The following is a 15594-nucleotide window of genomic DNA, read 5'->3' on the forward strand; positions in this document are numbered from 1 at the left end:
TTAGACGGGCGCTATAGTAAGCAGGGAATAGTTTGAAATATCTGAACGGATGGTCGCCACGATGAGCGCTGCGTATTTCATCACGGGAACCGATACCGACGTCGGCAAGACCACCATCGCCACGGGGCTTCTCTACGCGGCGCGGCAGTCGGGGTTGAGCACGGCGGCGGGCAAGCCGGTCGCCTCCGGCTGCGACGTCAAACCCAAGGGGTTGCGCAACTCGGACGCCGTTGCCTTGCGTGCCGAATGTTCGATTCAGCTGACCTACAACGAGGTCAACCCGGTGGCCTTCGAGCCTGCCATCGCGCCCCATCTGGCCGCGCGGGAAGCAGGAGTCGCGCTGACCGTGCAGTCCTTGCTCGGCCCTATGCGGCATATCCTCGATAAGCAGGCTGATTTCACGCTGATCGAAGGGGCTGGCGGCTGGCGCGTTCCACTGGCCGATCAGGCCAATCTGTCTGACCTGGCCATCGCGCTCAACCTGCCGGTGATTCTGGTGGTGGGCGTGCGCCTGGGCTGCATCAGCCATGCGTTGCTGTCAGCCGAAGCCATCGCCAACGACGGTCTGCAATTGGCGGGCTGGGTGGCGAATATCATCGATCCCAAAACGTCTCGGCTTGAAGAGAACCTCGCCACGCTGGCTGAGCGTCTGCCGGCGCCGTGTCTGGGGCGCGTGCCGTTCATAAAGAAGGCAACCGCGGAAATGATCGCCGAGCATCTGCATCTGGAGTTGCTGGATTAACGGTTAGGGCGTCGCCCAGTGTGAGGTGCGTCACAAGGCGCAATGCCACTAGTCGCGTCGCCGAGTAATCCGGGCGCATTGCTGCTTTAATCGCTGTGTTCGCTCCGAACAGAGTATCGTGCTCATGCAAATCTCACTGAACAACACGCTGTACCCGGGCCTTAGCGCAATGCAGGTCGGGCAGAGCCGTGTCGATCAGGCTGCGACGCAGCTGGCCAGTCCCGCGACTGAAGTGTCCGGGCGCAGTCAGTCTTCGGATTTCCAGCTTGAGCGACTGCGCTCCGTGGATCGTCCGCAACGCTCCGACATGGCTACCAATGTGGTTGAACTGACCCAAGGCCGGATTCAAGTCCAAGCTGGCGTCAAAGTTGAAAAAGCCAGCGATGAAGCACTCGGCACGTTGATCGATACCTTCGCCTGATCCCCTCTCTTCGTGCGCTGCGGCGCACGTCGCTGTTCGCTCCCCCTTTCCTGAATAATGCCTCATTCACGCGCCCATCCTCCGAGCGCTGTCCCCTGTATTTCCCTCACGCTCTCTAGACTCAACGCACCGGTCTGAACCGCATGGCGGCGTACGCGCGCGCCTGCATCTCGCACACCGGGAGGTGATGAAAGGTGCAGGGCGTCCCTTGACAAGGTATAGGCGTAAACGTATGTTTCAAACACCTGTTTGATCGCCGCGTGATCCCAAACGCCGGCGCCGGGGCAATGCCCCACAGTGACCACACGGTCATCCAATTCCAGGATTCACCAGCAGAGGTTTATCGCTATGCCTGACTACAAGGCCCCCTTGCGTGATATTCGCTTCGTCCGTGACGAGCTGCTCGGCTACGAAGCGCACTATCAGAGTCTGCCAGCATGCCAGGACGCCACGCCTGACATGGTTGACGCCATTCTCGAGGAAGGCGCCAAGTTTTGTGAGCAGGTCCTGGCCCCGCTGAACCGTGTGGGTGACACCGAAGGCTGCACCTGGAGCGAGTCCGGCGTAAAAACGCCGACCGGTTTCAAGGAAGCCTACAAACAGTTCGTCGAAGGCGGCTGGCCGAGCCTGGCCCACGACGTCGCCCATGGTGGCCAGGGTCTGCCCGAGTCGTTGGGTCTGGCGGTCAGTGAAATGGTCGGCGAAGCCAACTGGTCGTGGGGCATGTACCCGGGCCTTTCCCATGGTGCGATGAACACCATCTCCGAGCACGGCACCCCTGAGCAGCAAGACGCTTACCTGACCAAACTGGTTTCGGGTGAGTGGACCGGCACCATGTGCCTGACCGAACCTCATTGCGGCACTGACCTGGGCATGCTGCGCACCAAGGCCGAGCCTCAGGCTGACGGCTCGTACAAAGTGTCCGGCACCAAGATCTTCATTTCTGCTGGCGAACACGACATGGCCGATAACATCGTCCACATCGTGCTGGCCCGCCTGCCCGACGCACCAGCCGGGACCAAAGGCATTTCCCTGTTCATCGTGCCGAAATTCGTGCCGGCTGCTGACGGCAGCGTCGGCGAGCGCAATGCTGTGACCTGCGGTTCGCTGGAACACAAGATGGGCATTCACGGCAATGCTACCTGCGTGATGAACTTCGACGGCGCCACGGGTTTCCTGATCGGCCCGCCGAACAAGGGCCTGAACTGCATGTTCACCTTCATGAACACCGCACGTCTGGGCACTGCGCTGCAAGGCCTCGCCCACGCCGAGATCGGTTTCCAGGGCGGCCTGAAATACGCCCGCGAGCGTCTGCAGATGCGTTCGCTGACTGGCCCGAAAGCGCCGGAAAAAGCCGCTGACCCGATCATCGTTCACCCTGACGTGCGTCGCATGCTGCTGACCATGAAGGCCTTCGCCGAGGGGACTCGTGCGATGGTGTACTTCACCGCCAAGCAGGTCGACATCGCCAAATACAGCGACGACGCCGAAGCCAAGAAGCAAGCTGACGGCCTGCTGGCGTTCATGACCCCGATCGCCAAGGCGTTCATGACCGAAGTCGGTTTCGAAGCCGCCAACCACGGCGTGCAGATCTATGGCGGCCACGGCTTCATCGCCGAGTGGGGCATGGAGCAGAACGTTCGCGACGCCCGTATTGCCATGCTGTACGAAGGCACCACCGGTATTCAGGCGCTCGACCTGCTGGGTCGTAAAGTACTGATGACTCAGGGCGAGGCGCTCAAGGGCTTCACCAAGATCGTCCACAAGTTCTGCCAGTCCCAGGAAGGCAACGAAGCGATCAGCGAATTCGTGGCGCCGCTCGCTGCGCTGAACAAAGAATGGGGCGAACTGACCATGAAGGTCGGCATGGCCGCCATGAAAGACCGCGAAGAAGTCGGTGCCGCTTCGGTGGATTACCTGATGTTCTCCGGTTATGCCTGCCTGGCGTACTTCTGGGCTGACATGGCTCGTGTGGCAGCCGAGAAACTGGCGGCCGGCACCAGCGAAGAAGCCTTCTACACCGCCAAGCTGCAGACAGCGCGCTTCTACTTCCAGCGTATCCTGCCGCGCACCCGCACTCACGTGGCAACCATGCTGTCGGGCGCGAGCAACCTGATGGACATGAACGAAGAACACTTCGGCCTGGCTTACTAAGTCACCGCGAGCGTTTCCCTCAAGCCGCTTGTCCTCAGGGACAAGCGGCTTTTTTGTGCCTGCCGATCCTTGCCCCAAGACCATGCACATTCTTCCTCATCCTATGCATGACGCGGCCGATACAGGCACAATGCCATTTAATCAGCGCTCGCATCTTTCGGTGAGGAGATAGTCCTTTTGCTGCGCCCCTCTGCCGCACGGCTCAGTCATTTTTTACCCTCTCTGGCTTTGCTGATTGCCGGACTGGCGGCCGCGTACGTGAAAGACCTCAACGTCTTCTTCACCTCACTCTTCAACGTGCTGCCCACGCTGGTGCTCTTGCTGGGCGGCGCGTATTGCGGGGTTTACAAGCGGCAGCGTGAACTGTTCCTGATGATCACGGTGTACATCGCCTATTTCCTGCTCGACACACAGACCGACTATTACCGCGATAACGGAAAAGTCCGAGAGGACGCCGCCGTGGTGTTTCATCTGTGCTGCCTGTTGCTCCCGGTCATGTTCGGCCTGTTTGCCGCGTGGGAAGAGCGGACCCATCTGTTTCAAGACCTTGTCGCTCGACTGGCGGTACTGGTCGCCGTCGGCAGCGTCGCGCTGGGACTCGAACAGAGCTTCCCCGCCGTGCTGCTCGCCTGGCTCGCCGACATCCGCTGGCCGGCGCTGCACGGAGACTGGATGAGCCTCATCCAGTTGTCCTACGTGACGTTTTTCATCGCGTTCGCCGTGTTGATCACCCAGTACCTCTATAAGCCGCGCCCCCTGCATGCCGCTCAACTGGTGGGGTTGCTCGGAATGTTCTGGGCGTTGCCGAAAACCTTCATCCTGCCGTTCACCCTGAACATCATGTGCAGCCAGGTGATGTTGATGATTGCCGCAGCGGTCGCGCACGAGGCCTATCAAATGGCGTTCCGCGACGAACTGACCGGGCTGCCAGGCCGACGCGCGCTCAATGAGCGGATGCAGCGACTGGGCCGCAATTACGTGCTGGCGATGAGCGACGTCGATCACTTCAAGAAATTCAACGACACACACGGTCATGATGTCGGCGATCAGGTGCTGCGTCTGGTGGCGAGCAAATTGTCGAAGATCACCAACGGCGGCGGGCGCGCCTATCGATATGGCGGTGAAGAGTTCGCCATCGTGTTTGCCGGCAAAACCCTGGAAGAGTGCCTGCCGCACCTTGAAGTCATTCGTGAAACCATCGCCAGCTATCAGATTCACCTGCGCAACCAGGACAATCGTCCAAACGATGACCTGCAAGGGCGTCAGCGTCGAGCGGGCTCTCAGGCATCAACAGTTTCGGTGACCGTCAGCATCGGCGTGGCCGAGCGCCTGCCCGAGCACCGCAATCCGGAAGAGGTCCTAAAATCCGCCGATCAGGCGCTGTATGCCGCCAAAGGCGCTGGCCGTAACTGCGTAATCAGCCATGCGCAAACCAGCAAGCGCGGCGCTGTTCGCATGGCCGCAGCCGGCTAAAACCTACTCCTTTTCATCACCCAACGAACTCACACGCAGCCGTGCAAGGTGATAGCTCGACTGTCGCTCGATCGTGACCGAATCCTTGGTAATAGTCACGCGTTGACCCTATGTGTCGCAAATGGTGTTCAGGTACACTCGTTCCACTGACACATCGGCGCCGCAATCTCCGTGCTGTGCCGCTCCTCCCCCGAGCTCTTTGCCGCTGAAACGAGGTTTGCCATGGCTGACTACAAAGCGCCCTTGCGCGATATGCGCTTCGTCCTCAATGAAGTGTTCGAAGTCTCCCGACTTTGGGCCACGCTTCCCGAACTGTCTGAAACCGTGGACGCCGAGACCGTCGAGGCGATTCTCGAAGAGGCGGGCAAAGTCACTGGCAGATCCGTCGCACCGCTGAGCCGCGCGGCTGATGAGGAAGGCTGCCACTGGAAAGACGCCGTTGTCACCACACCTGCAGGTTTCGTTCAAGCGTACAAAACGTATGCGGAAGGGGGATGGGTCGGCGTCGGCGGCAATCCGGAATTCGGCGGCATGGGCATGCCCAAGGCGGTCTCTGCTCAAGTTGAAGAGATGGTCAACTCCGCCAGCCTGGCCTTCGGGCTGTACCCGATGTTGACGTCCGGCGCCTGCGTCTCGATCAATAACCACGCCAGCGAAGCGCTGAAAACCAAATACCTGCCGAACATGTACGCCGGCATATGGGCCGGTTCGATGTGCCTGACCGAAGCCCACGCCGGCACGGATCTCGGGATTATCCGCACGAAAGCGGAGCCGCAGACCGACGGGTCCTACAAGGTCAGCGGTACTAAAATCTTCATCACCGGCGGCGAACACGACCTCACCGAGAACATCATCCATCTGGTGCTGGCCAAACTGCCCGACGCACCGGCCGGGCCGAAGGGCATTTCGCTGTTCCTCGTGCCGAAAATCATGGTCAACGACGACGGCAGCCTGGGTGAGCGCAACACGGTGTTCTGCGGATCCATTGAGCACAAAATGGGCATTCAGGCGTCGGCCACCTGCGTGCTGAATTTTGATCAGGCCAAGGGCTACCTGATCGGGGAGCCGAATAAAGGCCTCGCGGCGATGTTCACCATGATGAATTACGAGCGCCTGGGTGTAGGCATTCAGGGCCTGGCGTCCGGCGAGCGTTCGTATCAGAACGCGATCGAGTACGCCCGCGACCGTCTGCAAAGCCGGGCCCCGACAGGCGCGCAGTCCAAAGACACCATTGCCGACCCGATCATCGTTCACCCCGATGTGCGCCGCATGCTGTTGACAATGAAGGCGCTGAACGAAGGCGGTCGCGCGTTCTCGACGTACGTGGCCATGCAACTGGACACCGCCAAGTACAGCGAAAACGCCGACGTGCGTCAGCGCGCCGATGCGTTGGTTGCACTGCTGACGCCTGTTGCCAAGGCCTTTCTCACCGACATGGGCCTGGACACCACCGTGCACGGTCAGCAGGTGTTCGGCGGTCATGGCTACATTCGCGAATGGGGCCAGGAACAACTGGTGCGTGACGTGCGCATTACCCAGATCTACGAAGGCACCAACGGCATTCAGGCACTGGACCTGATGGGTCGTAAGGTTGTCGCCAGTGGCGGGGCGTACTACAAGCTGTTCTCTGACGAAGTCCGTGAATTCATTGCGTCGTCTGACAGCTCGCAGGCCGAGTTCACCAAGCCGTTGGCCGCTGCCTTGACCACGCTGGACGAATTGACCGACTGGGTGCTGGACCGGGCGCGTAGCAACCCGAATGAAATCGGTGCCGCTTCCGTCGAGTATCTGCATGTATTCGGATACACGGCGTACGCCTACATGTGGGCGATGATGGCAAACGCGGCGTGGGGCAAGGAAACTCAGGAAGATTTCTACGCCAGTAAGCTGGGCACTGCGCGTTTCTACTTTGCGCGTCTGCTGCCTCGGATTCAGTCCCTTTCAGCGTCGGTGAGGGCTGGCAGTGAGTCGCTGTACCTATTGGAGGCGTCACAGTTCTGACACCACGAAAATCATGTAAGCATTTGCTTACATGACGTGGTGGCATTCGGCTCTATCGCTCCAGTGGATCCAAGTTTAATCTACTCACATGGACGTAGCGCAGGACGCGCAACAGATAACAGGGACACGTAAGGGATTGCCTGCCAGGACGGCGGGGAGAAATGGAAGTCATGGGAAACAGTCTGGAAAACCTCGCTTAGGCGGGGTTTTCTTTTTTCTGCGTCTTGGAAAATACCTACTCCTTCGACCGCTTCGCTTGGCGCGGCTGCGCGAGAAGGTAATGGCTTGATGATTGCGCTGCGGAACCCCTGTAACGGCCCAAGGTCGATTAGCTGTGCGGCCCCCATTGGGCCATTAACCAGGAGCTTCACCCATGGACATCATTCGCATCATCATCGCCATCCTGCTGCCACCCCTGGGCGTGTTCCTGCAAGTCGGCTTCGCCGGTGCCTTCTGGCTGAACATCCTGCTGACCCTGTTGGGCTACATCCCGGGGATCATCCACGCGATCTACATCATTGTCAGTCGCAAGTAACTCAATCCGCTAAACACCGCGCTTCCTGTCTCAGGTCAGCTGACATACAGTCCGACGTCGGACTTTATGATCAGGAAGGTCAGGGATGGACGTTGTTTTGGGATTACTCGCCGCTCTGTTCTGGGGCGGCACAGATTTTCTGGTAGGGCTCAATGCCCGTGCTGCCACTGTAGGACCGGCTTTAGCCGGGAACGGCTTTAAAGGTCACACGGCAAATTGATGGTTGCATCCACCGGCCTCTTCCCGGCTGAAACCGCTCCTTCTGAGGGACTGCGTCACCCGTGAGGTTGGCGTCGCCTTTCGGAAAATTTGAATCCGCCTTAATACCCTGTGGGAGCGAGCTTGCTCGCGAAGGGGCCGGTACAACCGCTAAAATTCCAGCGGTTGAAATGCCTTCTTCGTGAGCAAGCATGATCGCGTTGGCCAAGTGCGTCAGTGGCTGACGCGCAAAACGTCTGACACCTCACCCATCAATCACCTTCCGGTAAAACGCCCACTCGGTTTCCAGTGCATGGGCCAGGTTGGCGGCTTTGCGGAAGCCGTGGCGTTCGTCGGGGTAGAAGTGCCCTTCCGCCGGGATGCCGTTCTCCAGCAATGCATTGAGCATGTCGCGGGTCTGGGCGGGGACGACCACGGCGTCGAGTTCGCCCTGGAAGAAGATCACCGGGACCTTGATCTGGTCAGCATGCAGCAGCGGCGTGCGTTCCCGGTAGCGCGCCATGTCGACATCGGGGTCGCCGATCAGCCAGTCCAGATAATCCGCCTCGAACTTGTGCGTGGCTTCCGCCAGTGCCAGCGGGTCACTCACCCCGTACAGGCTCGCTCCTGCGCGGAACACATTCTTGAAAGCCAACGCACACAGCGTCGTATAGCCACCGGCACTGCCGCCGCGGATGAATGCGTTTTCTGGATCGATCAGGCCCTGATTGCCCAGGTATTCAACCACTGCGCAGGCGTCTTCGACATCGACAACGCCCCATTCCAGAAACAGTGCCTGGCGATAGGCGCGGCCGTAACCGGTGCTGCCGCGATAGTTGAGGTCGGCGACGGCGAAGCCCCGCTGCGTCCAGAACTGAATGCGCGGGTCCAGTGCGGGGTAGCACGCGGAGGTCGGGCCGCCGTGGATAAACACCACCAGCGGCGGCTTGTCGTCGCCATTCATGGCCGGATAGAAATACCCGTGCGCTTCGCTGGAGCCGCTCGGATAACGCAGGGTTTGCGGCTGGCTGATGCGCTCAATGGGGAGCGGGCTCACGCCGCCGGCCAGCACCTGAACGCGCTTGTCAGCACGACTGATGGCAATGACAGCAGAGGGGCTGACGGGGGACGCGGCGATGCAATAGACATAGTCCGAGTCCACCGCGAGGCTTCTGAAACGGCTGTAATCGCCGCTGAAATCTTCAACTGAGCCCTGCGCCGAGCGCACGCCGAGCAGGCCTTTGCCGTCTTCGAACCAGGCGGCGAGGTACGCACTGTCGCCGAGCGGCGCCCAAGTTGACGCGCCCAGTTGCCACGGCGCCGATGCGTGGTCGGCAGGGGCGGCAGGAAGTGCTTCAAAACCATCCAGCGTCTCAACCCACGGCTGCCAGAAGCCGGCGCGGTCAGTCAGGCAGTACAAGCGGCCAGTTTCATCAAAGCGGGGTTGCTGCAGCGATTCCAGTCCCAACCCGCCCGCGAGGCAGTGCGGCCTGCCCCATGAGAAGTCGGGCTGGCGTTCGACGCTCATCAGTCGCGAGGACGTCCAGGGCTGATGGGGCCGCCACCACTCGATCCACACCAGCCGACTGCCATCCGGACTGACGGTGGGCGATGCATAAAAGTCGGCACCTTCCGCCAATACATGCCGGCGGCCGTCCGCGACGTCGATCGCGACCAACCGGTGAGTGTCCTTATCCTCCTCAACTGCCAGAATCTGCCCACGCGCATAGCGGACATCTCCGAAGAGCTTGTCGCCTTGGGTCAGGGGTCGAGGCGTTTGGGAATCGAAGGGCTGGAGGTAAATCTGCTGGTCCGCTTCGTTGACGAACACCACGGCATCGTCAGTCAGGCAGAACGAACCGCCGCCGTATTCATACACCCGGCTGCGCACGCTGAAACCCTCGGGGGTCAGGCAAGCAGTCGCGCCGTCGTGCCAGCGCCAGATGCGCGTCGCGGCATCCTGCGGGCGGAATTCACTCCAGAAAAGCCCCGCAGGGCTGACGCTGAGTTCGGCGAAATCGGTGCCTGCCGCCACAGCCTGGGCGGCAGAAAGAAGATCAGGACTTGGCGATGAGGCGTGAGTTTCGTTCATTGCGGAAGGCCAGTTGCTCGATGGTCTGGCTAGCATACTCGGCTTCATCACGGGCCTGGGTGATCAAGTGATGCTGCGGCGACTTGCTGCACACCGGGTCCGTGTTTCTCGCATCGCCGGTGAGCATGAATGCCTGACAGCGGCAGCCACCGAAGTCCTTTTCCTTCTCATCGCAGGAACGGCAAGGCTCTGGCATCCACTCGTAACCGCGAAAGCGATTGAAGCCGAACGACTCATACCAGATGTGCTGCATCGTGTGATCGCGCACGTTGGGGAACTGGATTGGCATCTGCCGCGCGCCATGGCACGGCAGCGCAGTGCCGTCCGGCGTCACGGTCAGGAACAGATTGCCCCAGCCGTTCATGCACGCTTTTGGGCGCTCTTCGTAGTAATCGGGGGTGACGAAGATCAGCTTCACCGGGTGGTTTTCCGCGGCGAGCTTGACCCGGTATTCGTTGGTGATGCGTTCGGCGCGCACAAGTTGGTCTTTGGTCGGCAGCAAGCCCACACGATTCAGGTGCGCCCAGCCGTAGAACTGACAGGTCGCCAGCTCCACGAAGTCAGCTTCCAGCGCCACACAAAGCTCGATGATCTTGTCGATCTTGTCGATGTTATGCCGGTGGGTCACGAAATTGAGGACCATCGGATAGCCATGCTTCTTCACGGCGCGGGCCATTTCCAGCTTTTGCGCGAAAGCCTTCTTCGAGCCGGCGAGCATGTTGTTCACTTGCTCGTCGCTGGCCTGGAAGCTGATCTGGATGTGGTCCAGCCCGGCTTCCTTGAAGTCGATGATCTTCTGCTCGGTCAGGCCGATGCCGGACGTGATGAGGTTGGTGTAGAAGCCCAGCCGCCGCGCTTCGGCGATCAGCTCGGCCAGGTCCTGACGCACCAGCGGCTCGCCGCCCGAGAAGCCGATCTGGGCTGCGCCCATTTGCCGGGCTTCGGCCATGACTTTGAACCACTGCTCGGTGCTCAACTCCTGCCCCTGCTTGGCGAAATCCAGCGGGTTGGAGCAATACGGGCATTGCAACGGGCAGCGATAGGTCAGCTCGGCAAGCAGCCACAGCGGCAGCCCAACCGGGGGCGTGGGCGGAATGTAGACATCGGACTGAGTATTCACTGAGTCAGGCAAATTCGATCCAGAGCTCTGCACGGGCGACCTCCATGAATTGCTCGACGTCAGTGCCGAGTTCGGGGACGCCGGGGAATTTTTCGTCGAGCAACGCAATGATGGCGTCGACGCTGCGCTGACCGTCAATCAGGCCACCGATCGCGCTCGCGCTTTCATTGAGCTTGATCATGCCCTCGGGGTAGAGCAGCACGTAACCGTTTTGCGCCGGCTCGAACTGGAAACGATAACCGCGGCGCCAGCTGGGCACCTGTTCGCGATTGAAGCTCATAGGGCGATTCCTTTGTGCCAGACGCGTTGGTCGGTCACGCTGTGATAGGGCGGGCGGTTCAGCTCGTAGGCCATGCTCATGGCATCGAGCATGCTCCACAAAATGTCGAGTTTGAACTGCAGAATTTCCAGCATGCGCTCCTGGCCTTCCCGCGTGGTGTAGTGCTGCAGCGTGATCGCCAGACCATGCTCGACGTCGCGGCGGGCCTGACCCAGGCGGGTGCGGAAGTATTCGTAGCCGGTCGGGTCGATCCACGGGTAGTGCTGCGGCCAGCTGTCCAGGCGCGACTGGTGGATCTGCGGCGCAAACAGCTCGGTCAGCGAACTGCTCGCTGCTTCCTGCCAGTTGGCGCGGCGGGCGAAGTTCACGTAGGCGTCGACGGCAAATCGTACGCCCGGCAGGACGAGCTCCTGCGAGCGCAACTGGTCAGGGTCCAGTCCCACGGCCTGACCCAGACGCAACCAGGCTTCAATGCCACCGTCTTCACCGGGGGCGCCGTCATGATCCAGCAAGCGCTGTATCCACTCGCGGCGGATCTCCCGGTCCGGGCAGTTGGCCAGGATCGCAGCGTCCTTCAGCGGGATATTCACCTGATAGTAGAACCGGTTGGCGACCCAGCCCTGAATCTGCTCGCGGGTCGCGCGCCCTTCGTACATCGCCACATGGAAAGGGTGATAGATGTGGTAATACGCGCCCTTGGCGCGCAGGGCCTGTTCGAATTCAGCGGGGGACAGCGGCGTTGCATCGTTCATGTCGGCAGTTCTCGTCAAGAATTTCCGCAGATCCCGTGGGCGTGAGCTGCTCACGAAGGCGATCTACCTGTGCCTCATCGGCTGGCTGACCTGACACCTTCATGAGCAAACTCACCCTACAGTCGGTTATTCAGCATTCTTAAAGCTCGATGCTCATCCCGTCGAATGCCACTTCGACGTTCCGCCGCGCCAGTTCGGCGCGCTCGGGCGAGTCTTCGTCGAGGATAGGGTTGGTGTTGTTGATGTGGATAAGCACCTTGCGCTGTTGCGGCAGCTTTTCCAGCACTTCGAGCATGCCGCCGGGGCCGTTTTGCGCCAGATGACCCATCTCCGTCCCGGTGCGGGTGCCGACGCCACGACGCTGCATCTCATCGTCGTCCCACATCGTGCCGTCGACCAATAGGCAGTCGGCGCCGCTCATCTTCTCCATGAGGGCGTCATCGACTTTGCCCAGGCCCGGCGCGTAGAACAGTTTGCCGCCCGTGCTCAGGTCCTCGACCATCAAGCCGATGTTGTCGCCCGGGTGCGGGTCGAATCGGTGTGGCGAGTAGGGCGGTGCCGCGCTGCGCAGTGGAAATGGCGTAAAGCGTAGATTCGGGCAGGCGGGAATGACAAAACTGCCTTCCAGCTCGATGCGATTCCAGGTCAAGCCGCCATTCCAGTGGGTGAGCATGTTGAACAGCGGGAAACCCGTGCTCAGGTCCTCGTGAACCATGTCCGTGCACCAGACTTGATGCGGGCAGCCCTCACGCAGGCTCAGCAAACCGGTGGTGTGGTCGATCTGGCTGTCCATCAGAATGATCGCGCTGATCCCTGTATCGCGCAGGCCGCGATTGGGCTGCATCGGGGCGAACCCCTGAAGCTGGGCGCGGATGTCGGGAGAGGCGTTGCACAGGATCCAGTTCACCCCGTCGTCCGACAGCGCGATGGACGACTGGGTGCGCGCGTGCGCCCGCAAGCTGCCGTCGCGAAAGCCTACGCAATTGGCGCAGTTGCAGTTCCACTGAGGGAAACCACCGCCGGCGGCGGAACCGAGAATCTGGATGTGCATGTAAACCCCGTAGCAACGGGCCAGGCCGGCCCTGAATCAGAATCGCGTTAATAAAAAAGCCCCGGCGAACCGAGGCTTCTCACCGCGCAACAATCAACGGCTTGCGAAGTACATGGTGACTTCAAAGCCGATACGCAGATCAGTGTAAGCAGGTTTAGTCCACATAATTGACTCCTTCTGGGTTAGTGCAGCGGTGGGTGAGTACATTCGTTAGTGCTCCTGCGAGCGGAGACGTTCAAATGCTTAGGGTGCTATGTTACTAAAATTATCGAACAGCCAATGATGAAATATCCGATAAAGATCCTTGCACAACGGGCAATGATCAGCTGGTTGTGGCCTGCGGTCGGGGCGGGCTAGAGGGCGTTTGGGCGGTTCGATAGGCAGAGTCTGGGGCTGTCGGGCTGGGCCAGCCGATGAGCGGTTTCGAGCAGAGCGGCTTGCTGGAGATGTGCAAGGGAATGTTGCAGGCAGGCGCTGTAGTCGCTGCCGTGCCCTGCCAAATGCGCTTGCCAGAGCAGATCAGCCGCTTGCAGATGCTCCATGTCAGCCGTTTCGAGTTGATCCCGCAGGATTTTTACCTGCCCGGGTAAGTCTGCGGCGTTAATCAATGTGGGCAGACCCTTGATGAACGTCTCAATGTGCGCAACGAGTTGCTCCGCACTCGCGCCGGGCGATTGCACGCCGAACAGCAGACCGCCCTGGCCAGCGATCTGTCGAAAACCACTGAAAACGGCGTAACCCAACTGCAACTCGACCCGTAGGCGCTGGTAGAACGGAGCCTGCATCAGCTGTGCGAAGAGTCGCCACGTGGCTTCGTCGTCAAGGGAGTGGGAGGGCGTTGGGTAGAAGATCAGCAGCGCAGTTTCGGAAGATTCTGACGGTTCGATTTCCCACCGTGTGCCTGTGGCCCGAGGTGCTGTGAGTGCTGAATGCTCCGGGAGACCGGGGATGAGCCGAGCGGCGTGACTCAACAACTGTTGCGCTGAGGGTGTGAAACCCGTGGCAAACCCTGTCCAAGTAGCCTCAGCCCACGCGCGCTGCAGATTGTCGGTCTGATGTGTGATTGGGTTGTTCAAATAATGATCAGGCAGATTCTTCAACAACTGACGTATCGGGATGAGGGCCGGTTCATTAGCTGGCGCACCGTAGCGCGCCAAGGTCTGAGCATCCGGCTTGCCGAGCAAAAGCAGAGCCTGCTCCAGCACGGCGGGCAGCGGTTGCGCCAGGCCTGAGACTTTCAACTGCCAGAATCTGCCGTAGGCACTGAATGCCAGCGTGACCCCCGCTTGACAGGCTTGGGCCGTTAGCGGTTTCAGGCTTTCACCCAACATCCGTGCAAGCGTTGGTTGCGCCGTGGCAAACGCCCATCGCAGGTACAGAGCGGCTTCGCCGTTTTCTGGCAGCGCGTCGCTGAATGTCAGCGCGGGCAGCGGCACGGTCGGCGCCGTGGCCGGCGTTGTCTGGTTCAAAAATGGATTGGGGTCGGGCAGCCGCCAATGGACGGTTGAGGCGTCGTACGCCGGAGATTCGGCTTGCGCCTGCAACAGCGCGTCTGGTGTGAGCTGGCTGAGCAGTGCGTCGACCGCATCTACCGACAGGCCCGCCGCATTAGCTTCCGCGCTGAAATACCGCGCCAGCGAAAGTGCGCCGCTGACGGTCAGACGCCGCTGTTCCAGTCGTGCGTATTCTTCGAGCAACGGGTGGTAATGGGATTTGAAAAAGGCGAGCCAACTGAACACCATTGCTGATACGCGCGATGACGCCTCGGGTGTCTTCGCGGCCAGTGCGACCTCAATGTCGATGACTGCCTGGCCGCCAAACTCATACATGACCTCGGCTTTCAGCGACTCAATCAAGCCTCGGTCACGCAGCTCCGCCACCAGCCCGCCCCCTTGCGCGTCATTCATCCAGGTGCAGAGAAACGCCGCGGCCTGTTCCTGCCCTGCCGGTAAGCCTTCGCATGCGAACGTCAGATGCATCCGACGCTGATCAGCCTCGCCGATTGGCTTCGGTGCATGAGTGAGCAGCGCAGGCGGATGCTGTTGCTCAACCCGAATACCTTGAGCGAAACACCCGCCAGACTGCGTGGCCAATTGTTCCAGTTCATCCAGCGACTGAGGCCCCGCGAGGCTCAACGTCATCTGTCCGGCCTGATAGAACCGTCGGTAGAAATCCTGCAGCGCATGCTGGAATGCCTGACGGGGAACCGGAAGACTGAAGCGATTGCCGGCATGAAACCATCGAATCGGATGCAAGGCCGACAAGGGCTGCAGGCGCTTCAGCAGGTCACGAGAGGCATCGTCCCGCGACCAGGCGATGAATTCCGCGTGCAGCACCTCCCGTTCTCGCAGCTGATCGGCAATCGTCATACGCGGATGTGCGAGCATTTCGCACAGCCGCTCGAGACCGTCGGGGAACACGGCGCACGGCAGCTCGAAGAAAAAGTCGGTGGTGCGCTCGCGTGTGCTGGCGTTCACTTGCCCGCCATGACGCTGCACGAACGCCATCAGCTTTTCGTCGGCCGTAAAGCGCTCGGTGCCGAGAAAAAACAAGTGCTCAAGAAAATGCGCCAGGCCCGGCCAGCGGGCCGAAACATCATGACTGCCTGCCGCCACCCGCAATGCCGCCGCGCAACGCTTCAAACGTGGGGCCGAAACAAGCACCACGTTCAGGCCGATGGGCAGGGTCAGGGATCGCTGGCTGATGGGGTTGGGCATGGCGCTGTGAGGTTTGATGACTGAGCGGCCATGCTAGCGGATTACGGGCGTGCAGGTG

The 15594-nt window shown here is 60.5% G+C and carries 13 protein-coding genes and 1 pseudogene; 7 read left to right on the top strand and 7 right to left on the bottom strand.

From position 1 onward, the window contains the following. Positions 1 to 61 precede the first annotated feature (61 nt). The 7 genes and pseudogenes from bioD to ACYASU_RS25680 form a co-directional block, all read left to right on the top strand. Entirely contained in the window at positions 62 to 742 is a 681-nt protein-coding gene (gene bioD, locus ACYASU_RS25650; RefSeq protein ID WP_463584485.1) for a dethiobiotin synthase, read from the top strand. A gap of 124 nt (positions 743 to 866) precedes the next feature. Continuing rightward, positions 867 to 1163: a pyrroloquinoline quinone biosynthesis protein PqqE gene (locus ACYASU_RS25655; protein ID WP_192173135.1), complete on the top strand. Its 297-nt coding sequence runs from the start codon at positions 867 to 869 to the stop codon at positions 1161 to 1163. Between the two features lie 348 nt (positions 1164 to 1511). Continuing rightward, a complete protein-coding gene (locus ACYASU_RS25660) occupies positions 1512 to 3317 on the top strand; it encodes a phenylacyl-CoA dehydrogenase (protein WP_423573521.1) in 1806 nt (601 codons plus the stop codon). 177 nt (positions 3318 to 3494) lie between these two features. Beyond that, on the top strand, positions 3495 to 4790 hold the full coding sequence (locus tag ACYASU_RS25665) for a GGDEF domain-containing protein (RefSeq protein ID WP_463584486.1): 1296 nt from the start codon (positions 3495 to 3497) through the stop codon (positions 4788 to 4790). A gap of 222 nt (positions 4791 to 5012) precedes the next feature. After that, positions 5013 to 6791: an acyl-CoA dehydrogenase C-terminal domain-containing protein gene (locus tag ACYASU_RS25670; protein ID WP_463584487.1), complete on the top strand. Its 1779-nt coding sequence runs from the start codon at positions 5013 to 5015 to the stop codon at positions 6789 to 6791. A 373-nt stretch (positions 6792 to 7164) separates the two neighbouring features. Continuing rightward, positions 7165 to 7326, top strand: coding sequence for a YqaE/Pmp3 family membrane protein (locus tag ACYASU_RS25675; protein WP_037019089.1), 162 nt, complete (start codon positions 7165 to 7167; stop codon positions 7324 to 7326). An 85-nt stretch (positions 7327 to 7411) separates the two neighbouring features. Continuing rightward, positions 7412 to 7510, top strand: a pseudogene (locus ACYASU_RS25680) (EamA family transporter); the annotation flags it as partial. A gap of 279 nt (positions 7511 to 7789) precedes the next feature. Here the strand turns inward: ACYASU_RS25680 and ACYASU_RS25685 are convergent. From ACYASU_RS25685 to pqqF, 7 genes are all read right to left on the bottom strand, one after another. After that, on the bottom strand, positions 7790 to 9616 hold the full coding sequence (locus tag ACYASU_RS25685; protein ID WP_463584488.1) for a S9 family peptidase: 1827 nt from the start codon (positions 9614 to 9616) through the stop codon (positions 7790 to 7792). Further along, on the bottom strand, positions 9582 to 10769 hold the full coding sequence (pqqE, locus tag ACYASU_RS25690; protein ID WP_463584489.1) for a pyrroloquinoline quinone biosynthesis protein PqqE: 1188 nt from the start codon (positions 10767 to 10769) through the stop codon (positions 9582 to 9584). The genes ACYASU_RS25685 and pqqE overlap by 35 nt, the downstream gene beginning before the upstream one ends. Next, entirely contained in the window at positions 10741 to 11016 is a 276-nt protein-coding gene (pqqD, locus tag ACYASU_RS25695; RefSeq protein WP_463584490.1) for a pyrroloquinoline quinone biosynthesis peptide chaperone PqqD, read from the bottom strand. The genes pqqE and pqqD overlap by 29 nt, the downstream gene beginning before the upstream one ends. Continuing rightward, on the bottom strand, positions 11013 to 11768 hold the full coding sequence (pqqC, locus tag ACYASU_RS25700) for a pyrroloquinoline-quinone synthase PqqC (RefSeq protein ID WP_065991310.1): 756 nt from the start codon (positions 11766 to 11768) through the stop codon (positions 11013 to 11015). The genes pqqD and pqqC overlap by 4 nt, the downstream gene beginning before the upstream one ends. A gap of 139 nt (positions 11769 to 11907) precedes the next feature. Further along, positions 11908 to 12819: a pyrroloquinoline quinone biosynthesis protein PqqB gene (pqqB, locus tag ACYASU_RS25705; RefSeq protein ID WP_463584491.1), complete on the bottom strand. Its 912-nt coding sequence runs from the start codon at positions 12817 to 12819 to the stop codon at positions 11908 to 11910. A gap of 93 nt (positions 12820 to 12912) precedes the next feature. Continuing rightward, positions 12913 to 12984, bottom strand: a complete 72-nt coding sequence (gene pqqA, locus ACYASU_RS25710) for a pyrroloquinoline quinone precursor peptide PqqA (protein ID WP_008365141.1) — start codon at positions 12982 to 12984, stop codon at positions 12913 to 12915. 188 nt (positions 12985 to 13172) lie between these two features. Next, positions 13173 to 15536: a pyrroloquinoline quinone biosynthesis protein PqqF gene (pqqF, locus tag ACYASU_RS25715; RefSeq protein WP_463584492.1), complete on the bottom strand. Its 2364-nt coding sequence runs from the start codon at positions 15534 to 15536 to the stop codon at positions 13173 to 13175. Positions 15537 to 15594: the final 58 nt, after the last annotated feature.

The organism is Pseudomonas sp. HP_12 (assembly GCF_055283955.1).